At 55.3% G+C, this 21,720-nt stretch carries 19 protein-coding genes and 2 pseudogenes; 4 read left to right on the plus strand and 17 right to left on the minus strand.

All coding sequences use genetic code 11. From position 1 onward, the window contains the following. Positions 1 to 113 precede the first annotated feature (113 nt). From BMZ57_RS26035 to BMZ57_RS26045, 3 genes are read right to left on the minus strand one after another with little or no spacing between them, the layout of a single operon-like run. Positions 114 to 1,142, minus strand: coding sequence for a histone deacetylase family protein (locus BMZ57_RS26035; protein WP_069673307.1), 1,029 nt, complete (start codon positions 1,140 to 1,142; stop codon positions 114 to 116). 11 nt (positions 1,143 to 1,153) lie between these two features. Beyond that, positions 1,154 to 2,383, minus strand: coding sequence for a Zn-dependent hydrolase (locus tag BMZ57_RS26040; RefSeq protein WP_069673308.1), 1,230 nt, complete (start codon positions 2,381 to 2,383; stop codon positions 1,154 to 1,156). Positions 2,384 to 2,396: 13 nt separating this feature from the next. Further along, positions 2,397 to 3,716: an MFS transporter gene (locus tag BMZ57_RS26045; protein WP_010212187.1), complete on the minus strand. Its 1,320-nt coding sequence runs from the start codon at positions 3,714 to 3,716 to the stop codon at positions 2,397 to 2,399. Between the two features lie 158 nt (positions 3,717 to 3,874). On the opposite strand from BMZ57_RS26045, the gene BMZ57_RS26050 reads away from it, so the two are divergent. Next, a complete protein-coding gene (locus BMZ57_RS26050; protein WP_010212188.1) occupies positions 3,875 to 4,840 on the plus strand; it encodes a LysR family transcriptional regulator in 966 nt (321 codons plus the stop codon). A gap of 50 nt (positions 4,841 to 4,890) precedes the next feature. Here the strand turns inward: BMZ57_RS26050 and BMZ57_RS26055 are convergent, their stop codons facing one another. Further along, the gene (locus BMZ57_RS26055; RefSeq protein ID WP_069673309.1) at positions 4,891 to 5,145 is read right to left on the minus strand and encodes a hypothetical protein; all 255 of its coding nucleotides are present in this window, start codon (positions 5,143 to 5,145) and stop codon (positions 4,891 to 4,893) included. A gap of 282 nt (positions 5,146 to 5,427) precedes the next feature. On the opposite strand from BMZ57_RS26055, the gene BMZ57_RS26060 reads away from it, so the two are divergent. Then, positions 5,428 to 6,654, plus strand: coding sequence for an MFS transporter (locus tag BMZ57_RS26060; RefSeq protein WP_010212190.1), 1,227 nt, complete (start codon positions 5,428 to 5,430; stop codon positions 6,652 to 6,654). 1,121 nt (positions 6,655 to 7,775) lie between these two features. Here the strand turns inward: BMZ57_RS26060 and BMZ57_RS26070 are convergent. Further along, a complete protein-coding gene (locus BMZ57_RS26070) occupies positions 7,776 to 8,060 on the minus strand; it encodes a hypothetical protein (RefSeq protein ID WP_069673311.1) in 285 nt (94 codons plus the stop codon). A gap of 1,580 nt (positions 8,061 to 9,640) precedes the next feature. Beyond that, on the minus strand, positions 9,641 to 10,234 hold the full coding sequence (locus BMZ57_RS26080) for a recombinase family protein (RefSeq protein WP_074900695.1): 594 nt from the start codon (positions 10,232 to 10,234) through the stop codon (positions 9,641 to 9,643). Between the two features lie 336 nt (positions 10,235 to 10,570). Here BMZ57_RS26080 and BMZ57_RS26085 point away from each other — a divergent pair, with 336 nt between their 5' ends. Continuing rightward, a complete protein-coding gene (locus tag BMZ57_RS26085) occupies positions 10,571 to 11,788 on the plus strand; it encodes an EAL domain-containing protein (RefSeq protein WP_083266270.1) in 1,218 nt (405 codons plus the stop codon). 295 nt (positions 11,789 to 12,083) lie between these two features. Here the strand turns inward: BMZ57_RS26085 and BMZ57_RS26090 are convergent, their stop codons facing one another. Beyond that, positions 12,084 to 13,121, minus strand: coding sequence for a diguanylate cyclase (locus BMZ57_RS26090; protein ID WP_139136485.1), 1,038 nt, complete (start codon positions 13,119 to 13,121; stop codon positions 12,084 to 12,086). Positions 13,122 to 13,553: 432 nt separating this feature from the next. Between BMZ57_RS26090 and BMZ57_RS26100 the strand changes: the two are divergent. Beyond that, positions 13,554 to 13,956, plus strand: a pseudogene (locus BMZ57_RS26100) (SOS response-associated peptidase family protein); the annotation flags it as partial. Between the two features lie 200 nt (positions 13,957 to 14,156). Here BMZ57_RS26100 and BMZ57_RS26105 read toward each other — a convergent pair. The 10 genes and pseudogenes from BMZ57_RS26105 to BMZ57_RS26145 form a co-directional block, all read right to left on the minus strand. After that, entirely contained in the window at positions 14,157 to 14,951 is a 795-nt protein-coding gene (locus tag BMZ57_RS26105) for a DNA adenine methylase (RefSeq protein ID WP_069673314.1), read from the minus strand. A 149-nt stretch (positions 14,952 to 15,100) separates the two neighbouring features. Next, a complete protein-coding gene (locus tag BMZ57_RS26110) occupies positions 15,101 to 15,643 on the minus strand; it encodes a lysis system spanin subunit (RefSeq protein ID WP_069673315.1) in 543 nt (180 codons plus the stop codon). After that, entirely contained in the window at positions 15,625 to 16,188 is a 564-nt protein-coding gene (locus BMZ57_RS26115; protein WP_069673316.1) for a glycoside hydrolase family 19 protein, read from the minus strand. The genes BMZ57_RS26110 and BMZ57_RS26115 overlap by 19 nt, the downstream gene beginning before the upstream one ends. Positions 16,189 to 16,251: 63 nt before the next feature. After that, positions 16,252 to 17,295, minus strand: a complete 1,044-nt coding sequence (locus BMZ57_RS26120; protein WP_074900706.1) for a phage late control D family protein — start codon at positions 17,293 to 17,295, stop codon at positions 16,252 to 16,254. Between the two features lie 16 nt (positions 17,296 to 17,311). After that, a complete protein-coding gene (locus BMZ57_RS26125; RefSeq protein WP_074900709.1) occupies positions 17,312 to 17,518 on the minus strand; it encodes a tail protein X in 207 nt (68 codons plus the stop codon). After that, positions 17,493 to 18,338 (minus strand): phage tail protein, encoded by an 846-nt coding sequence (locus BMZ57_RS26130; protein WP_074900713.1) that lies wholly within the window; start codon positions 18,336 to 18,338, stop codon positions 17,493 to 17,495. Before BMZ57_RS26130 ends, BMZ57_RS26125 begins: the two co-directional genes overlap by 26 nt. Before the next feature lie 9 nt (positions 18,339 to 18,347). After that, positions 18,348 to 20,837 (minus strand): phage tail tape measure protein, encoded by a 2,490-nt coding sequence (locus BMZ57_RS26135; RefSeq protein WP_074900716.1) that lies wholly within the window; start codon positions 20,835 to 20,837, stop codon positions 18,348 to 18,350. 140 nt (positions 20,838 to 20,977) lie between these two features. Beyond that, positions 20,978 to 21,283 carry a phage tail assembly protein gene (locus tag BMZ57_RS29885; protein ID WP_254775570.1) on the minus strand — a complete coding sequence of 102 codons (306 nt, stop codon included), beginning with the start codon at positions 21,281 to 21,283 and terminating at the stop codon, positions 20,978 to 20,980. Between the two features lie 24 nt (positions 21,284 to 21,307). Next, positions 21,308 to 21,580 (minus strand): annotated as a pseudogene (locus tag BMZ57_RS29890) (phage tail assembly protein); the annotation flags it as partial. 14 nt (positions 21,581 to 21,594) lie between these two features. Further along, a partial coding sequence (locus BMZ57_RS26145) for a phage major tail tube protein (RefSeq protein ID WP_175497156.1) occupies positions 21,595 to 21,720 on the minus strand: 126 nt, incomplete at its 5' end.

The raw sequence follows: 21,720 nt of genomic DNA on the forward strand, positions 1-21,720 counted from the left end.
GAGCCGATGGGGCGCCATGCATGCCGGGATCAGCTTGTCGTAATACCCCTGCTACCCGCCTCCCCGTGAACCCTTACCGTAAATCACCCCGGCGTCGAGTCGGTGCAAACAGGTTAAAGCCGCTGCCAAACCTGCGGCCCATTAAAAAACGCCTGCGCATTGCTATCCAGCGTCTCCAGGTGATACCCACCCTCCTGCACGATCACACAGGGCAATCCCAACCTGCGAATGCACTCACCCAACCGCGCGAACCCCTCGCGCGTTACTGCGACTTTGCTCTGCGGGTCCAGCTCGTAGATATCGAAACCCAGTGACAGCACCAGCACCTCTGCCGAGAAGTTCTTCACCGCCGCCAAAGCCAGTTCCAGTTTTTCGAAGAACACGGCCTCACTGGCACCGTGGGGCATCGGCAGGTTGAGGTTGAAGCCTTGGCCTGCTGCGTTACCGCGCTCTTCGACGAAGCCGGCAACGCCAGGGTAGAAATTGGTGGGGTCACCGTGAATCGAGACGTAAAGCACGTCGTCACGGTCGTAGAAAATCTCTTGGATGCCTTGGCCGTGGTGCATGTCGGTGTCGAGCACGGCGACGCGCTGGAAACCTTGGCGCAATACCTGCGCTGCTACGGCAGCGTTGTTGATGTAACAGAATCCCCCCGCTGCATCGTAACGAGCATGATGTCCCGGTGGACGACAGAGCGCGTAGGCCGCCGGGGCGCCCTCAAGAATGTCCTTGGCGGCAGCAACGGCGCTCTGGGCCGACCAGTAGGCCGAGCGCCACGTCAGTTCGCCGATCGGGCAACTGCCATCCGCCAGGTAGCGCGCAGCCTGGGCAAGGATGCCGCGCAGGGCGTTGGGCTCGCGCACGAAGATATTGGACATGACTTCGTCGCCCCAGTCTTCGGGGATTTCCTGCCAACGTTGGTGGGCCTCCTGCAGAAATGCCAGGTAAGGCGCACCGTGTACCGCCAGCAGTGGATCGAGGCCGTAGTCCTGCGGCTGCTGGATATCAAAACCCAAGGTGTGTGCCGCCAACAGCAGATGACGGGCACGCTCGGGGACCTCCTGCGGCGTACGCATCTGGCCACGGGAGTAGTAGCTGCGCGGATGATGCAGAAGTTGTTCGGGATGAAAAAACGTACGCATGAAAAATCTCCTTACTGAACCTGGCCGGCGCGCTTCAACACGGCATTGAGCAATACGTCGGTGCCCTGGCGCACGTCCTCGGGCAACACGTCTTCGGCTTCGTTGTGACTGAGGCCGCCGACGCAAGGGATGAAGATCATCGCCGTCGGGCAATAGCGCGCCAGGTGGATGGCGTCGTGACCGGCACCGCTGACGATGAGTTGCTGGCTGTAACCCAGGCCATCCACGGCGGCTTGTACGCAGGTGACGCAGTCGGCGTCGAAGGGCGTGGCCGGGCTGATCCAGTGTGGGCTGACGGTCACGGACAGTCCGCGTTGCTCGGCGATGGCCTGCAACTGTCGGCGCACCTGTTGTTCCATGGCGTCGATATCGTCGTCGCGGTGATGACGCAAATCGACGGTGAAATTCAGCAGACCAGGGATGGTGTTGCGCGACGATTTGGCGATGCTTAATTCACCTACAGTGGTCAGGCCTTCCGGGGCAAAATCCGCCGCCAGTTTCTCCAGCGCCTGGATCATTTGTGCGGCGCCATACAACGCGTCTTTACGCAGCGGCATCGGCGTAGTGCCGGCGTGGGCAGCCATACCTTCGACGCGCACATCCAGCCAGCGAATTGCCTGTCCACCGGTGACCACACCGATGCTCTTGGCATTGTCTTCAAGGATCGGGCCCTGTTCGATATGCGCTTCGAAATACGCATCCACCGCGCCACCCAGTGGGCGTGAACCGTTGTAGCCAGTTGCACGCAAGGCCTCGGCCACGCTGATACCATCGACGTCGGCAGTGGCCAGGGCCTTGTCCAGCGCCAGGGTGCCGGTGAATACCGCCGAACCGAGCATGGCGGGTGTAAAACGGGCGCCCTCCTCGTTGGTCCATACCGCAATTTCCAGTGGTTTGCGTGTCTGGATCCCGTGATCGTCCAGGCTGCGAATCACCTCCAGACCCGCCAATACACCGTAGACACCGTCGAAGCGGCCGCCCTCGGGTTGTGTGTCGAGGTGACTGCCCATCATCACCGGTGCCGCGTCCTTGTCCGTACCGGCACGGCGGGCGAACAGATTGCCGATGGCATCCACGCTCAGGCTCAACCCGGCGGCCGTGCACCAGTGGCTGAACAGTTCGCGACCGGCTTGGTCTTCGCCGCTCAAAGCCAGGCGGCAACTGCCACCGCGCGCCGTCGCGCCAATCTCGGCCATGGCCATCAGGCTGGCCCACAGGCGCTCGCCGTTGATCTTCAACATTACTGTCACTCCCTCAAACGCTATGGGCCATTTCAAGACGGTGCGCGGAGGCATGGCGGCGCGACAACGCCAGCACACACACCAGCGAGACCGCCGCGATCAAGCTGTAAAACACTGCCATTGGCCACCATTGGCCTTGGTATTCGTGGGCCAGCCAGGTTCCGATCAATGGCGTAAGGCCACCCGCCAGGGCGCCGCACACCTGGTACGCCAGGGAAATCGCGGTGTAACGCACGCGGGTTTCAAAGAGGCCGCTGACGAAGCCGGCGATCACGGCATAAAACGACGCCATGCACACCACTGCCAGGGCGATGCCGAGGATGATCAAAGGCGCCTGGCCGCTGCTGACCAGGACGAACATGGGGTAAGGCGAAGCCATGGCCAATACGGTCATCGCGCACAGGAAACGCGTGGCACCGACCTTCTCCGCCACCCAGGCAGCCAGCGGCTGGACGCAGAACTGGATGATCGCGACAAAGAACAGGCACTCCAGAATCAACGAGCGCGGCAGGCCCAGTTGCTGAGTGCTGTAGGCGATCATGAAGGTGTTGGTGAAATACACGCCAGCGATGCCCAGGGTGTTGGCACCGATGCACAGCAGCAGCGGACGCCAGGCGGTTCGCAGCACTTCAATGACGGGCGCCTGGTCTTTCTTGATCGCCCGCGCTTTTTCCGCCAGGGCTTTGTCTTCAAGAAACTCCGGCGACTCGTTCACGCCCAGGCGAATCGCCAGGCCGACCACCAACAGCAACGCACTGGCCAGGAACGGCACGCGCCAGCCCCAGCTCAATAGCTCGTCTTCCGGCAGGCGGGTTACCGCACTGAACGCCAACAGTGACAGGATCAACCCAGCCGGGCTGCCCAATTGCGCGAAGGAAGCAAAGAAGTTGCGCCGGCCTTTGGGCGCATGCTCGCCCGCCATCAGCACCGCGCCGCCCCACTCACCGCCGACGGCAATACCCTGCACCACGCGGAGCAGGACCAGCAGTACTGGCGCAGCGGCACCGATCTGCGCGTAGGTCGGTAGCAGACCGATACACACGGTAACCACGCCCATCATCACCAGGGTAATCACCAGGGATTTTTTGCGGCCAATCCGGTCACCGATGTGCCCGAACACAATGCCGCCCAACGGCCGCGCAAAGAAACCCACGGCAAAGGTGCCGAACGCAGCCATGGTGCTAAAGAGCTTGTCGTCAGAAGGGAAAAACAGTTGGCCAAACACCAGCGCCGCGGCGGTGGCGTAGATGTAAAAGTCGTACCACTCGATCATGGTGCCGATAAAAGCGGCGGCCGCAGCACGGCGAGGCTGGGGCGAAGCGGAAGGCTTCATGGGGCTGGCTCCTTTGGTTATTTTTTTGGCAGGAGAAAGGTCGAACGCATGCGCTCTGATGGCGCTTGTTGAGGGTGATTTATCGTCTTGGGGCTATGATTAGTCAATTTTCTATTTATTATTCCAATTATAAATCCTGCTTATTATCGAGCTTCACCATGCCCGACGCCCGCCGCGACATTCACCCTTTGCTCAACGACCGCCTGGACTGGAACCTGCTGCGCACGTTCCGCGTGATCGGCCAGGAGCTGAGCATCAGCCGCGCCGCCGCCCGTCTGCACTTGACCCAACCGGCGATCAGCCAGGCACTCAAGCGGCTGGAAGAACAACTCGATTGCCAACTCATCGTTCGCCGGGGTCCACGCTTTGTGCTGACGGAGGCCGGTGAGCAGATCTTCGCCATCGCCGGCGAGATGTATGGCCAGGTGTCGCAGATGAGTAACGCCCTGCAAAAACCCGGTGATGAAGTGATCGGCAAAGTGCGATTGCTGATGATCAGCCGGATCAACTCGGACACCTTCGATGAATACCTGGCGGACTTTCATCGTGAACACCCTCGGGTAGACCTGGAAGTCGAGGTGATGCGCAGTTCGGACATCGTCGCCGCGCTCCTGGAAAAAACCGCGACGCTGGGCCTGAGCCTTAACCGTCGGCCACAGCCACGTCTGGAACAACACCTGTTCCTGCGCCAGCGTTATGCGTTTTTTTGTGGGCGACACCATCCGCTGTTCGGGCGCATCGGTTTGGCGGAGGGGGACCTGCAATCGGAAAACTTCGTCAGTTTTACCAGCGACCAGATTGGCGGGATGCTCTCACCGTTGACGATTTTCCGCGACCAGCAAGGGTTCAGTGGGCGGATTGTGGCGTCGTCTTCAAGCCTGGAAGAAGTGCGGCGTTTGGTGATCGCCGGCTTCGGCCTGGGCTGCCTGCCGATCCATGTGGTCGCGGATGATGTGAAAAACGGGCTGCTCTGGCGGTTACCGCCGGATGAGGGAATAACGGACGTGGACATTCACCTACTGTGGAATCGAGAGCAGAAGATGAGCCGCGCGGAAACCGTGTTTATTCAGAGCCTGACAGCGCGCCTGGCTGACCACGGCGCGCACGCTTCTAAAAGTGGATGAACGCCTCTCTGAAGGGAGTGGTCAAGCCAGAACAACAGGGAACCTTTTACTCAGCGTCCCCGTTCTTTATTGGCTTGGGAGAGAACCGAGGCCGCAAGGGATTTTGCAGCCTCACTGTACTGGTCGCTTTGAAGCACTTTCGCCGCCTTCTCCTCCAGCACAGCGCTTGTCTGCTTCTCGGTACTGCGCTGAGCCAACGCTGAAGCGGCAAGGCTTTTGGCAATGACCGAAGCGTCTGGATTATTGAGGGTATCGGCCGCCAGGATAGCTATCTTGCCGGAGGTTTTTTTCGTGTTCTTGCTCATGATGCAATTCCTTTGCAGTGGTTAGCGCCTGATCGAGTGCGCTATCACAACGTAATAAACTGCAGGAGCCACTGCAATGCGCTGCCTGTAGGCAACGTTTTGCAAGTCCGTGCGAAAGGTGCATCGGTCATGCAGTGCGTGCTAGAGCGTCGCATCGATAGCACTGATGATTACTATCGAAACGAGCGCCTGCTCGATTTTCAGCACTGATTCCTATAATCGCTTCCTAATTCCCTCCCCCTCGCCTGGCTTCGGGCGACGTTCACCCTGGAACCCAACACTATGCCAAGTGCCAGCCAGGCCCCTCGCGGCCTTCCCGAACATAATCAACAGAGCGTCAAACAGCAGTGGCTGGCGATTCTCTCAGTCGCCGTGGGCGCCTTTGCCTTGGTGACCAGCGAGTTTCTGCCAGTGGGCGTACTCAACGATGTCGCTGCGGACCTGAGCATCAGTGCCGGTCACGCCGGCCTGATGGTCACCCTACCCGGCATCATGGCCGCGCTCGCCGCCCCCCTGCTGTCGGTGATCATTGGCGCCATGGACCGCCGTTATCTGCTGATCGGCCTGACGCTGATCATGATCATCGCCAACATGGTGGTGGCCTTCGCCAGTGATTTCAGCCTTCTGCTATTCGGTCGCGTATTGCTGGGTATCAGCATCGGCGGTTTCTGGGCCACAGCCATCGCCCTCAGCGGCCGCCTGGCACCCAAAGGCGTGGATGTCGCGAAGGCCACCTCGATCATCATGATGGGCGTGACACTGGCCACCGTACTCGGCGTGCCCGTAGGCACATGGCTAAGTGGCTTGATGGGCTGGCGCATGACTTTCCTGGTCACCGCGTTGCTGGGCTTACCGGTGCTGCTGGCACAGGTCCTCCTGCTCCCCATACTCAAGCCGGAAAAACCCATTCTTGTCAGCGACCTGCCGGCGTTGTTCATCAATCCACGGGCTCGGGTCGGTTTGATCGCGGTATTGCTGATCGGTCTTGCACACTTTGCCGCGTACACCTACGTCGCGCCTTTCTTCAAGAACAGCTCCGGCTTCGATGGTCCGACCATCGGCTCGCTGCTGCTGATGTTTGGCGTGGCCGGTGTAGCAGGTAACATTTTTGCCGGTTTCGCCGCCAACCGCAGCGTGCGCTACACCCTACTGCTGGTCGCGCTGATGATCGGCACCAGCACCGCCCTGTTCCCCTACTTCGCCACCGGCCTGACCGGCGCCGCCATGCTGATCGCACTCTGGGGCTTCGCCTTCGGCGCCTTCCCGGCCTGCGCCAGTATCTGGATGTTTGTCGTAGCGCCCAAGGATGTGGAGCGTGGCATGCCGCTGTTCGTCGCGTTGTTCCAGGTGATTATTGCGCTGGGCTCGTTCTTCGGCGGACGGATCGTCGACCAGATGGGCAGCGCCGTGCTGTTGAGCCTCGCGACCGCATTGGTAGGCGTGGGTTTTGTGACGGTGCTGGTGCTGGGGCGGAATGTGAGCAATAGCTTGGCAGCGCAGCCTGCCTGACCGGGAACGTAGTCACTGAAAAGCCTGCTGGGTGTTGAGCTCGGCGGGCTTTTTCGTTTAATGGGGGTAAGCGATGACCGCTATTCCCGGAGATCAGCACCGGGAATCTGCATCAAGGCGTTCGGAGCCATTAAACGACGGCAAGGGAAGCGTCGATAACTCAATCTCTGACAGCCGGAAACCTTCTCGCCTCTATCCGTTGCGACGGATCTGGGCTCTCCAGGCGTCACCGCGTTTCTCGTATTAGGCTATTTACGGATATTGGCGGGTGCTTGGGGGGCGCGAAAGAGAAGGCATTTCCCCAAACACAAAAAAGCCCCGAGGCGGTTAAGCGCTCGGGGCTTTTTAAATATGGCGGAGAGATAGGGATTCGAACCCCTTCTTGCATACCAGCAGGCCGCCTGTGGCTAGAGAATACGGCGCTTTAGTCCTTCGCTCATGGCGTCCTGCGGTATATGGCGGCCCTCAATTTGCCCTAATTTTGCCCTAACCCACTCATCACTGCCGCTTCTATGCTGGTTGTTTTCTCGAAAGGATTCGGCCCATCCCTTGTGATTACTTGCAAGGCCTCTAGAGAATCCGGGGCGATTCAACCCTGCGAACTCCACGCCACGACCTCCCCCCGCTAAAAATTTTGAAATACGCTGTGATGTCATTGCGCCATTATGCGTCATACCTACCGTGGTCTCAGTGAGTATCTTGAGCCACCGGCGTCATCTAGTGAAAATCACCAGGTGCTAAAATGCGTGACGAAATTCGTCGTTCGGCTATAAAAGCCTGGAGGGATCTTTTATATCAGGCTGTAAATGAACAGGACGTCGAGGACAAGTATTTTAAATTGCTTACGAGAGCCGATGAGATGGAGTGTGCCGGCCTTATAACAGAGGAGGAGTGGAGGAAGCTTGTTCGCAAAGCGGGCGAGTTTCTAGCGAGCACAGTTATATGATCTCATTCGGTGGGAGCGCCTCAGAGCGACCCACCTTTGAAAACGACAACCTTCAAATCGGGCTCCATGATCAAGCATCTTCGACGCCTACACCGTACGCAAAATCTAATAATAGTTTGGCTCTATTAGCATTGGGAAATACTCATATCCGGTGATTTTCTAACTTGCAACCAATTCACTGTCCTTCAGATTTTGTCAGCCTCATCCTTTTCGATATGTTGGCTTGAGACATCCGCCTTATCACAACTATCTCCTCAAGAATTTCCCGCACCAGCTTTCTGACTCCAGCTTCACCGTGATACCTGCGGCGATCAATATTCGTAACCGTTAATTCATCCGCTTCGGCGCATTTCAATGTTATCGAAAGCATCTTGTCGCACTCAATCCTGGATGAAATCACACAATTGGGCAGACGTTTTGTGAGCGCTGCTTCAATCTCAGATTGGCTTAACGTATCCATACGAGAGTCCCATGGTAGCGATCAACTATCATAGACAGTCTAGGGCGAGGTTGAAAAGTACATGATGAATCGTTTTAGATGGCCATTGATAGAGCAGGCATATTATAGAATCTGAGCGATTGGACGTTTGTCTACTCGTTCTGCCTGATGTTTTTTTAGGAGCGGGGCGGGGGCAATATCTGAGCCATGCCCACGAAGGCAGGATCATGAGCTTCAATTACTCAATCAAATAATTGCTCTGGATTTTTACAGGGAGGGTGTTTTCTTAGAGATCACAGTTGAGTGACTTAACAGGATGGGCCTATTCAGCCCTTCCTCCTTTACTCATGTCGAACTCAAAAACTAACTCCTCGGCGAGTGATTTATACTCGTCCTGTCTTCAAGCTCGACCAGGTTGATACCTGTCGTGCAAAACATTGCTCCAAGCTCTGGCTGCCTGACGAAAACAGTAGCTGTCCATCCATTGATCAGAACGCAATCTATCTGGTGCCCGGGCAGGCTGCTCTCGAGGCGTTGAGCAAGCGAAATCCTCTTCCAGTCGTGCATGATCGTGTACTCACGTAGCGATGATGCAAGGTTGACAGGCCGGGATCAAAAAAGTGCCAAAAATCAATACTCTGGATCTGAACGCTCAAGGGCGTTCAGATCGTGCTGTCGCAGCTCCTCAAGTGCCAAACGGTAGGCTTTGAACCACCCGAATATGGTCCATCCTGCGAGTAAGTTTACAAAAAGAAGTCTGGAGGGAGGGCCGGGGTGTAGGAGCGCTAAGCAGATCGACAGATACATGTAGAGCATGACGGCGCTCAGATAAAGCGTGAAACTTGAGGCTGTAGCTATTGCAGTGTCGCCCGCGCACATGAAATGGCTTATGAGGCAGGTGGGGATGAGTATCGCTAGGCCAAATACCCTCATTGATCTCACCTACAAATTGCTATTTGAAGTCAGTGATACCACAAGGCCTTACGCTTGGGTAGGTACCAGATACAGTAATCCCGGAGCGGGATCAGGCAATTGATGCGTGTTTCCATGCTCCTATGGCTGAGTTCATTATGCTGGGTGCGCGATGAGATCAGTGGAGCACAGGGAAAAAGAGCGCCCTGGCAACCTCGTCCAGTAGTTTATCGATCTCAACCAGCTCGGCTTTGTTGATACCAATCGAGCTTTTATAGACGCATGCCAATTAGCTTGCAAGGTGTCTAGAGAATCCGGGGCGATTCACTGGAGTCCTGAAATCGGGAGGTTCTATTTTGATCGCGGAACGGATTTTATAAGCTTCATCGCCTAAAGACGGGTAGCCCTCCGGCAAGTCCTATCAAGCCTTCGGTTCAACGATTCAGGATAGGAATTCGCCCCCCTCTCATGTCACCCTAAGCCGCTTCGAGCCATGAAATACGGTGTTTATCCCCAATATCAGCGGCCCTTTGCGGCCAATACTTGCCCAAATGTCGCTCTAGTTCGCCGAATTTCAAGACCACGATGCCACTTCAACCACACTGTGGCCTTGAATGCTCATCAAGTTCCGCCACAGGGAAAGAACGGCAGGCGTGCAGACCGCATGATTTGAGGAAAGTCTGCCGAATTTAGCCTCGCTGGCATGGCTCGTGGAATCGCTGAACGAGTCGTATCAATGTCCTAGGTGTAACTTTGAATTGATCAGCAACGTTCCGAATGTTGACTCCCTTATTCAGAAGTAATTTCGCTTCTCTACACTGATCTGCATTGAGAGATGGCTGCCTACCTAAATGTTTTCCTCGCGCCCGGGCTGCGGCCATACCCGCTAAAGTACGCTCGCTAATCAGAGAACGCTCAAATTCGGCTAGCGCAGCCATCATGTGAAATACAAGCCTCCCTCCCGATGAGGAGGTATCTATGTACTCACAGATAGACTTGAAACGGATGTGACGATTCCCCAGATTTTCTAGCAGATGCACAAGATGAACTAGCGACCTGCCTAAACGGTCCAACCGCCAAACAACCAACATATCCCCCGCCCTCAACCGCTTCAAAGCTTTATCCAAGCCCGGCCTAGCACGGACACCTCCAGAGATTCCGCTATCTGTATAAATCAGCTCACAGCCTGCGCATTTCAAAGCCTGAATCTGTAAGTCAAGGTTCTGTTCGTCGGTTGACACACGAGCGTATCCGATTTTCCGACCAATTACTGTGGATTCCATGAGGATCTCGAATGGAGGAACGCTCTGGCCGAATGCCTACCGGGTCCCCAAACGGTAGGTAGAAGCTAAAAATAGCTTGCCTTGGTCGAGACATTCTCCAGATTTGACAAAAAGGGGTCCCTTTAGGTGAGCCTCCATGCACCCTTCAACTCTCCCTCGTAATGGCTACTTGGCAGCATCATTTTTACTTTTTTGCAGCATCCCAGATAGGACCCCTTTTGTCCTGCTTCTCCAACCTCAAAGCACGAAATTTCGCGCGGTGGCTCCAAGTAGAAATTTTCTTTCGACGACGTCATAAGACGAGCTTTTTCATGATCAGTTCCAAGGGGGGGAAATATGTACGAATCACCGGTTTCTTCAAGCTCACATACGACATGTGCGATTTTAGTTGAAATAAAAAACTATCATGAACTGAACGAAGTCTTTGGTCCAAAATTTTCCGACCTCTTAAGAAATAGCGTAATATCGCGCCTGTTAAAACTAGGGGTTTTCCCTGGGGTCACGGCATATTCAGAGGGCACCTTTATAATTCGTACATCTGGATCACTGATAGATTCAGACGAATTCCCCCTAGAACAAAAAAAACTTATTGAACTCATACATGCGCACATTGAATGTGAGCCAGTGACTTGTTCAGAAGGCCAGGCCTATCTAAAACTGCTAGTTAAAGAATACCCACTAAAAAATAACAACCTTACCGAACCATATAACAACTCAGATACTAGCATTCTAATTCACAGCAATCGAAAAACCTCCCCATCACAAATAGATATATTAGCAGCATCCTCAATACTGGATGAATTACGCAGCGGAAACCTCATATTAGCATTCCAACCAGTAGTTTTGATAAGTTCACCACAGGATAACATCGTACTCTATAACGAGGCCTTACTCCGCAGGTATTCACCGCAAACCCAAGACATATGCTCTTGGCCAAATTCAATTGAGGCGCTTGAACGCACCGGCTTGATTTCACGCTTAGATTTTAGTGTAATATGGTCAATCATATCCTTACTGAAGAGTCATCCCACCCAATACCTAGGATGCAATGTTTCAGCTTCAACTATAAGTCCTGACCACCATTGGAACTTAATAATTGAGTATTTAAACAAGAACCGAAACATTGCAAAGAGGCTTACAATTGAAATCACAGAAACCAGCAATTTTCACGACCTAGATAAATCTTTAAAAATAATTTCAGACTTAAGAGAGTGCGGAGTCGGAATAGCCATCGATGACTTCGGAGCGGGCAACACTTCCATTCATTATCTAGCCAAAATTCGACCGGACATAATAAAAATTGACCGTTCTATACTTTTACGTTCTAGAGACCCGCATTACTCACCAGATCTTTTAAGACATTTCACAAAAGTATGTCATGACTACACTCCATGTGTAGTTATCGAAGGAATTGAAAATACTGAAGAGTTGGCAGCCGCCCGGTACGCAGGAGGTCAATGCATACAAGGATTCCTGATTCAACGCCCGGATATAGAACCGGCTTGGCTAAATTCGAACCAAGCTGTCGTCAGCGATATTCTCAGCACTGTCTAAAATCTAAATTAGCTGATGACTATAAGGCTGTAAGAAGATATTTGGCCTGGCAGATTCAGTTCTGAATGCATTGGATCTGCAAAACTAAAATCTAGTCTTAAACGGGATGAGGAATAACTAATATGGCTCTCTACTAGCGGTAGATCAAAACGGCGATTACATCATGCAGAGCCCGAAAAGCATTCACCAAATACTTCTCAAATACAAGGAGCAGCATGCGGCGTATTGTTCTCACACTTAGTATTGAGCAGTAATCAATGGAGCAAATACGCATCATCAACTTTTGAAAAAAAGTTTAAACATTACCACATACAACTTTATTTCTTCCACTATTTTTCGCTTTATAAAGATTATTATCAGCTAGGGAAAGCCAACATTCAACATTTACTACACTTGGATTCCAGAGTGCGACTCCAACACTCAATGTAGCTTTGGCCTCCGGAAAAACACAGCTCACTCTATCTGCAAAAGCATCACAGATCTGCAGCATCCTAGAACTCGCTTCTTGAATAGAAACCTTAGTAATCAAGACACAAAACTCATCCCCACCATATCGACATATTAAATCCCCCCCCCTAAGCCTTGCACTTAAAATATCGCCTAAAATACACAACACCTTATCGCCAGAAGAATGCCCATAAATATCGTTCACACACTTGAATCTATCAACATCCAAAATCACTAATACTGACTCACTTATTAAATCGTGTCGACTCATACTAGCAGAAACCAGCTCATTCCAACATCTTCTATTAAGCAATCCTGTTAGAGCATCAACATTGCTCAATTCTCTAAGCATATGCTTACTTTTCTTTAACTCAGAAGAAATCTTATAAAAAGCCAACCCGAGAATAAGTGGATAAACTATTAATACGGGAAGACATACCAAAACATCAGACTCAGAGTTGCCACCATAGGAAACACCAAAAAAGATCAATACTGCGAAAGCACCGAGCAATTTAGAAAGTAAACCTTGGACAAAAAACTTCGGACCTCCTACAGCAATATTATTCATTGCGACCATCGAAAAAATAACTACAGATGGAAGTGGCTTAAATTGAATTATAGCGATCCAAAAACCACAAAAAATAGAATCAAATAAAAAATTTAATTTTTCCAATTTAAAAGGTTGCGCTGAAGAAAGGGCAATTCTCCTAGCCGCATGCGCCCAAATTAAACTATTCAAAGCGAGCAGTGTCAGCAACAGAGGTGACATCTTCGAATAGTTAGTCGAAACGATCACCGCACCACAGAGACAAGTCCCTACAATTCTAGGGACATACATGCGATTTACAAATGCACAACCTTCAACAAACTCTTCTTTACTATACAAAGCGTAACTCCAAGTTAAAATAAAAATCAATTAGATTTCGACATTTTACCTAAAGCGTCTAATTTAATAATACTTTTTATACAGCTACCAGCCCCCCGGGAGATATTTTTTGACGAAAAAAAAGCCACGAAAGCTACTAAAATATACTTCGTACGATCAATAAAAACACTGAAAACTCATTACAAGTTTGAAAAAAACTGAAGAAAATGGAATCTGGATAAAAGTGAAAAAACTCGCCTAAACGTAGTAATTGCTATCGAAACCTGCAGAAAATAAAACCATATAGGTGTCAACCCCCCCAAAAAACCCGCTAAATACCCTTGCGAAAAGAGAGGTCAATAGACAACACTACTCACTTGAACCACATTAAAAAGCAGTTAACCAGATAGTTTTAAAAAATATCGTTTTTTGACCAATAAAGATCGACGCACTGACCGGAACAAGAAGCAGCCGTACCTCATCCGTCTGAAGAGCCGGCGTCCGATATTCTTCGGCGCGCTTGCCTAGGTCAATCATGGGTTGGAGCCTCACGAGGGCGACGGGTTTGTAATGCATGACCGCCCCAAGCGATCAGGGCATGGTCGATATCCACGACCGGCGCCCTTTGGTGCTGACGCCAGAGAATGCCAACGAATGGCTTGCCCCAACCATAACACCCTCGCGAGCGGAGGAAATTGCAAAGGAGCTGTGCCAACCCACGGAAGAGTTTGAATGGTTTCCCTTAGGTAAAGCTGTAGGAAACGTCAGAAATCAAGGGCCAGAACTGATCGAGCCGGTACAATCAACTGAGGTACCACATAACAAAGGCGACTGCGGAGATCCACACCAGGGTTAGCAGAAATGAAAGACCTGCGAGCTGCTTATCCATACGCTACCCAATGTAAGATTGAAAGACGGCAATACGAGCAACAGCTGCAACTTTAGTTCAGCGATCCCAGCGCGCCACCACCAGAGACAGCGGCGCGCTTCACTCGAGCTCGGTATACCACCGCCTAAATCAACACCCATTTTCCACAGCGTTATAGGCTGCTACGGTCAGAACAAGCCACCCAATGCTGCGGGCTCCCAGTTCATGATCACCAACTCGGCACTGACCTCTGCTTTCTGCTGTCGCTGATTTGTATTGCAGTACCGAATGTCGACGGTTTCGAAGTGAAATCCATCAAATACATGCCGAATATCCGGATGGTCATTGATGCTGACCATGACCTTTCCCTTGCAGCGCCGCATGAAATCCGCCATGCGCTCGTAATTGTCAAAGGGAAAATCCACGCCATAACCCGCCGTCTGCCAGTAAGGCGGATCCATGTAATGGAAGGTGTGCGCACGATCGTAGCGTTCAGCGCAGTCCAACCAGGGCAGGTTTTCAACGTAGGTGCCAGAGAGCCGCTGCCAGGCGGCCGAGAGGCTCTCCTCGATCCGCAGCAGGTTGATGGCCGGACCGGTCGTTGCAGTACCAAACGTTTGCCCCGTTACTTTGCCGGCGAAGGCATGGTGCTGCAGGTAAAAGAATCGGGCGGCGCGCTGGATGTCGGTGAGAGTTTCCGGGCGGGTCATCTTCTGCCACTCGAACACCTGGCGAGAACTAAGCGCCCATTTAAACTGGCGCACAAATTCTTCCAGATGGTTCTGCACGACGCGGTACAGCGTCACCAGGTCGCCGTTAATGTCGTTGAGGACTTCAACCGGTGCAGCCTGGGGACGCATGAAGTAGAGCGCGGCGCCGCCGGCAAAGACTTCGACGTAGCATTCGTGGGGTGGGAAGAGCGGGATAAGACGATCGGCCAGGCGGCGTTTGCCGCCCATCCAAGGGATGATGGGTGTGGACATGTAAAAGCAAGACCTTTGCTGTATAGATAAACAGTGCTAGGCTCGCTCCGCTTTGTGCACGAAGCAGGAGCCTTGGCTGGACTTGCAGGGACGATCTGCGGGGAAGGTGGCCGGGTTGGATGTTGACGCATCCTGCCCGGCCGCTCCTTTTACTTCGGTGTTGAGACTTCTTTTGCGTAGGCCTGACAGGCCCGCAGGGCGATCAATCCTTGGTCGCCGGCATCGGTGATTCCGATAATTCGTTGAGCATGCGCTGGGTCAAGTTGGGCTCTTGTGGTGCCATGAACCATGCTGCCGGCGGCGGTGGTGGCTGGCACTGAGCAGCTGCCGGTTGTGTCGGTGGCGGCGAGAATGACTGACAGCCGCAGATCATCAGTAGCCAGGCGATCACGCAGACGAGCCTGCTTGGTTTGCTCATCGATCAATTCCTTGTGGTGAATTTCATCTTTGTTCTGCAAGCGCTGCTCAAGGGCAAAGCGCTTGTCCTGCTCGTTACGTTGCAGGGTTGCAGAGGCCAGGGACAACTCTTTGAGGGTGTCCGAATGCAGTCGGGCCTGGCGTTCCAATTGCTCGCCGCAACGCCAGCCTTGAACGGTCCAGGCTAATGCAGCAGAGCCCGCGGCCAAGACCACCAGCAGCAATGCAATGGCAGCGATGCGGAACTGCGCGGGTATCAGGTCGACGAGACGCATAAAACGGTCCTCGCCCTGACCCACAGTTGCAGACGATCTTCCAGGCCGTTGAGCCCGCCATTGATTCGGCGGGTAATGGTGTTGAACTGGTCTTGATCCGCGAGCACGTTCAAGCCGTTCACGGACCAGAACCACGCTGCAGACTCTGCCGCCCATTGCGGTAGTTCCAGCAGCTCCGGCGTGCGCAGCAGTCGCTCGTCGCCGAACAGCGCCAGGCTGCAGCGCAGATAGTTGTCGTGGCCGGTGATCTGGATCAGCCCACGGCCGCGATACCGCTGCCCGTCACCATCAGCAGCAGGGGTGTTCCCCAGCTTTGCAGCAAGCGGACCGGTGTCGTACTTGCTGAGGTATTGATCGCTCCCCAGTTCGCGTACGTACTGCAGTTGGCCGGACTCGTGGCCGATCTGGGCAAGGAAGGCTGCCTGACGCTTGGGTGTGTCGATATTGCGATTGGCCATGGCCGCGTTTAGCGCGGATACAAAAACGCCCGCTTGGCGGCGGGCGTTGGGCATAATGCGTTGGAGTTGTTGCTCGGTGATGGACATCGCTTTTTCCCATGCAAAAAAAGACCGCTCGATGGCGGCGGGTGATGAAGCAGGTACGGCCAGTTAAAGCTCCAGGACTTTGACCTCCTTGGACTTCTTCTTTTTCTTACCGGCCGCCTTGGCCTTACCCTTCTTCCCTGCGTTGCATTCCGCTGTGGTGCTCCAGCCGGACTGGGTGAATACCTGTTCCACCGAGTCGACAAGAAACTCGCCGTCCAAACCTTCCTTGAAGCCCTGCGCGTTGATCTGCCGCTCTGCAAACAGATCGGTGCGCCCTACCATCTCCAGCCGGACCTCGGCGGTCGAGCGGTTGAATGCCGCGAGGCGAGCCTTGGCAGCCTGCTCTGCAGCGGATTTGTTCGGATGGATATGCCGGTCGGTATGAACGGGCGGCAGCCCTGCAGGGGCGTCGTCGTTGTCCAGAGTCAGGTTGACCAGCTCGCCGGTTTTTTTGTCTTGGTACCTTGCCTTGACGGCTTTCTGCGTGGTGCGGTCGGTGAAGCGGAATTGCCAGCGGCTGACGTCACTGCGTCGGATAGTGATCGCCGGCAGGTTCTTACCACTAGCGGTCTGTCCGCTTTGGCGAGGCAGCACCAGCAGCTTGCTGTCGGCGACCTTGGCCGTGCAGTCGTGATCCTTGGCGAGCCGGGTGATGAAGTTGAAGTCTGACTCGTTCAACTGATCAGCCCGAGGCACCAGCGTGGCGACGGTGCATTCAGGCCTCCAGCCGTTGCGAGCGGCAATGTCGCTGACGATCCTGGACAACGGCACATTTTCCCAACTACCACTACGAGTGGTCTTGCCGCTGCCTCGCATGTCGCTGGCCTTGCCGCGAATGACCAGGGTATCAGGCGGGCCGGAAACCTCGATGTCATCGACCGTGTAGCGGCCCTGGCGGGTCAGCGCTTTGCTGTCGTACCCCAGGTAGATCTGTATCGCTGCCCCTTTTTTGGGGAGGGACACGGCGCCGTCGCGGTCATCAATGCGCAACTCGAACTCATCCGACTCCATGCCGGGCTTATCCAACGTACGCAACAGCAAGAGGCGGTCATTGATCAGGGCAGTGATGTCTGCCCCATCAGCCACAATTCGAAAGATGGGTTTCATGGATTCTCTCCGAGGTTCAATCCCACAACTGCACCTGCTCGCCCACAGGCTCAGGGAGATCTGGGAAGGTGATCAGCAACCCCGTGCGCAAAGGCTGTGGCTCATCCGCCAACAATCGATTGGCCGCCAGCACCGCCTCGACAGTGCCATTCAGGTGCCCGTAATGCTGGTAGCACAACGTATCCAGCAGGTCACCGTCAGACGCTCTGCATATCATCGCCATAACGTGTGAACTCCAAACTAAAAGTTTGCTTGCGCGGGATCCCGCCAGCCAGCAAAGCACCCTGCTCCTCCTCAACGCTGCGCAAACACCAGGTGCCAAGAACAACACCATAGCCCGTGGTCAGGTTCAACGGCAACAGAAGGCCACCAATGGAACGCAGGGTGTCCAACTGCTTGAGGCCACCCTTAAATGTGGGAAAAATCGCCCCCTTAAGACTAAGTTTCTCATCCCCAATACCAACCGCCTGCTGCGCCGGCCGACGACCAAGGCGCTCTTGCGAGGCCCAGCGGAACTCCGTCTGTCGGCGCAGCTCGTCGAAGGCCGCAGTATCCAGGTTAAAGTAGAACGCCTGGGCATTGGCTTGCAGCGGCTGCAGGATCAGCAAGTGCGGGAACGGTTTGACCGCCTCCGCCAAGGGCGTGGCATTCGGCGCCAGGGCGCTGGTGGGCAAGATGTTCGCCAGGCTCGGACTGACCTTGCCGGCGATCTGGTTGATTGCCGTGCTGGCCCGAGCGGCCTGTTCCTTCAAAGTGCCCAGGCGCTCATCAATCGCCGACATAGCACGCGTCGTTTTGCTGTAGGTCGACAACACCGCACCGACCTTGGACTGCGCCGCACCGATCCCACGCATCACCCGCTGCAACTTTTCACCAACACCCGGCGGCACACCAGGAATGCTGGACAGCTCATCAGCCGCCCCGGTGATTTCGCCAATGGCGCCGTTCACCGGACCGAGCATGCCGTCGATGCTATGCCGGCCAGCCTCCCCGGCCTGGACCAGGGATTTGAAACCGGATTGCAGTTGCTCCATATAAGCCATGGCTATTCCTTAAACGTGAGGGGCATCAAACAGATTGCGCCGCGCCTGCTCCCGGCTGAACTCCTCGAACAGCTGACGCATGTACGGCATCATTTCCTGCGCCAGTTGCCGTGGATCCTTGACGTCGCCCTGCACGGTCACCGGCATGGTTGGGGCGAACGTCCAGGCCTGCTCGACGCGAGCCGGGTCGGGTTTTGCTGCTGCGCCGGCACTGAGCAATGCGGGCACTGCCGCTGCTGGTGGAGCCGTCACCAGCGAGCGAGCGACATCTCCAATCAAAGGGCCGGTGGCCGGTGTCGGCGCCAATTGAGCGAGCCGTGACATGCTCGGCCCACTGGGTTTCTGCAGAAGCAAGGGCGAGGGCTGAGCCAGACGTTCTATCGGTGCATCCGGCCCGCCGAATGCAGCCTTGCCCACTGCACTCCCCAGCTCCCCGCCGCCCCAACTACCCAGAAACCCGCCGATCAGTCCGCCGACAACGGTGCCAATCACGGGAACCACCGAGCCAATCGCCGCACCCGCCGCTGCACCGGCCAGCGTACCGGCCAAGGTTCCAGCTGCGTTGCCGTAGCCCTCGGCTTTCTCGTCGCGGGTCTCGGCGTTCTGATAGGTATCTGCTGCAATCAATCCCGCCTCGATCAGCGCCATGGGTGCGCCGACCTTGGCGAATCCGAGGCCTTTGCCCATCATGGCCTTGGGCGCAAACCGGCTAGCAGCGGCTCCGACGGGAGCCGTCGATGCGACATTAGCAATCGCTGACCGGCCTCCTCGCCCCCTACGGCCTTTCCCCCTACGGCCTTTCTTGCCCTGGGTATCAAGCCCGCCACCATCAAGCCCCCCCACCGGCATATTGGTCACGATGACTTTTTGCGGAATATTGGGATTACCCATCATCGAGCCACGTGCTACGTTCAACGCGCCTTTACCCATTTTGTACGCGCTCGCCACCGCTCCCAAGGTAACGAGCCCAGCGGCTAAAAGGGCTGCGCCGGCAACAACCGGTTTGTACTTTCCACCAAGGTCAGCCAGTGCATAACCCACTTTTCCGAGCCCATCAGCGACCATATCTGTCAGCGGTCGAATTGCATCACCGATGCTGATCATCGACGCTTCCACGCCATTGGTCGCTGTCTGCCACCTGCGGTTGGACGCCTCCCGCGCTTTCGCCGCGTCGGCCTCAATCTTGGCCTTGCCATCCGTGTCCTTGATGGTCGACATATCCGCCTTGATCTTGTCGCCATATTTGATCTGCGCGAGCAGACCCGCACTGGCGCTTTGATCGCTGACGATGTTCGCCAACCCGGCAGCTTCGGTCAGGGCGATCATGGCCTGCTCCTCTTCGGCACTGCCATCCACCGACGCCTTGATCTTGACCTTGAGCGCCTCGATTTTCTTGGCCTTGGCCGGGTCCTGCTTTCTGATCAACTGCTCGCTGAGCATGATAAAAGCATCAACCGGGTTCGCCGCCTTACCGCTTTTGGTCGCGGCGAGAATCGAGCCGGCCAGGTCGTAACCTTCCTTGGCAAACCGTTCCTGGCTGGTACTGCTGATCACGGCGTTGAGCAAGTTGTCCATATTGGTGGCCGCCGCCGCCGCATCCTGGGTTTGCGAGAACTGCGACTGCAGGCTGGCACCGAGGAAGCGCACCGCCTCAGGGCCCTCCATGCCCAGGCGCTTGATGTTGCCGAGCATGGACGGCAGATACCGCGCCATCTCCTTGGGACCGAACGCGCCAATGTCACCGGCCGCTGCAACCTGGCCCAACATCGCCGCCATATCCCCCTGCTTGACCCCCGCCTCCTTGAAGGAGTTGATCAGGGTCGCGATGGTTTCAGGCTCCATGCCCTGGCCGTCGATCAGGTCGGCGATCTGCCCGGCATAGGCGGTGGCCACATCCCAATCCACGCCCTTTTCGATCAAGGCGCCGACCGACTTCGCCAGCAGTTGCTGACTCATGCCCTTCTCCGCCGCGACCTTGCTGATGCTCGCTGCTAGTTCGGCCTCATCGTCGGTACCGGCCGTGTGGGCCCACAACGACATCTGGCGGATCTGCGCCTGGTAATCGCCGGAGACCTTGGTCGGAATCGCCAGCGATGCCGTCAATGCCGCAGCTTTGCCGAGGGAGTTCTTCATCCCCTCTTTGCCTTGCTGGATCTGTGTATGGCCCAGCGCCTTGAGTTCCGCGCCACGCGCTACCTGGCCGAGGGCTTGGTATTCCTTGCGCAGTTTGCCAACTTCAATACCTTGCTCTTTCAGGGTTTTGAGGTTGCCTTCCAGCTTTCGCAGCAGGCCGTCAGCTGACGCGGCGCCGGTGTCGTGGGCCTTTTTCCATTCGTCCCGCAGGCGGATAGTGTCGCCGATGGTGCTCTGCAGCACGCGGGCCTTGGTGCCGGTTTCGCCGAGTTTCTTGATACGGCCTTCAACATCCTTGAAGGCGGCGCCGACGGTGGAGCCGACGACGCCGCCGATGACCAGGCCGAGCGCCAGGTTATTTGCCATGGGATTACTCCGGGCAGGGATGCGGGGCTCAGTCCGTGAGCCACCAGATCATCGTGGAAAAGGGCATGGTCTCGATTTCGCTGGCCGCGAAGGAGAACTCCGCAGCCAGGCGTTTCGCGGCCCGCTTCTGCAGGGAGGCGTTAAACCCCGTCATCCTGCACCAGGCGAAAGTAGGCGGCTTGTAGCCGCTGGTAGTCCGTCAGCTTGAGCCCCTCCAGATCCTTGATGTCGGTTTCAGTAAGGTTGGCCAGGAGGATGGTCTCGCGCTGTTCGTCATCGCCATTGGAGGCGGAAGCTGCAGCGCGCACGTCGCGAACCGTGGGTGCGCGCAGAGTCAGGCGGTCTACCTTCACCTCTTTGATCTCGCAGGGTTTGGACAACGTCACCAGCGCCCGCTCAAGATCAACGGCCAGCCAGCCAGGTGTTTCGTCCTTCCTCTCAGGAATACCACTGTCCTGAAGTATGCGGGAATAGGCCGACTGCACCCGTCCGTAGTCAACCAACGTGAGACCATCAATGTCCTTGGTGCCCGCATTAGTCAGCGAGGCGAACAAGGTCACTTCACGCAATACCGCGTCATCGCCGCCTATCGCGTCCGAGGCGCGTACTTCCCGCAAAGTCGGTGCGCGTAGGCTCAACTGCTCGAGCCTCTCGCCGTTGATATCGGCTGGACGAGTGAGGACGACCGTTGCACTATCGGAGGTGACCGTGAGCCAGGATGGAAGTTGTTTCAGCTTTTTCATGAGATACCTTTCCGTTACAGACCCAGGTCGCGACGGACGCTGGCAAGTTGATCGACACCGTTGATGACCCGGACGCAGTTGACCGGATCGATCTCGTACATCAGCCGACCGGCGACTTCGAGCTTGTAATAGCTGACCGC

Source organism: Pseudomonas simiae, from assembly GCF_900111895.1.
GTDB lineage: Bacteria > Pseudomonadota > Gammaproteobacteria > Pseudomonadales > Pseudomonadaceae > Aquipseudomonas > Aquipseudomonas simiae.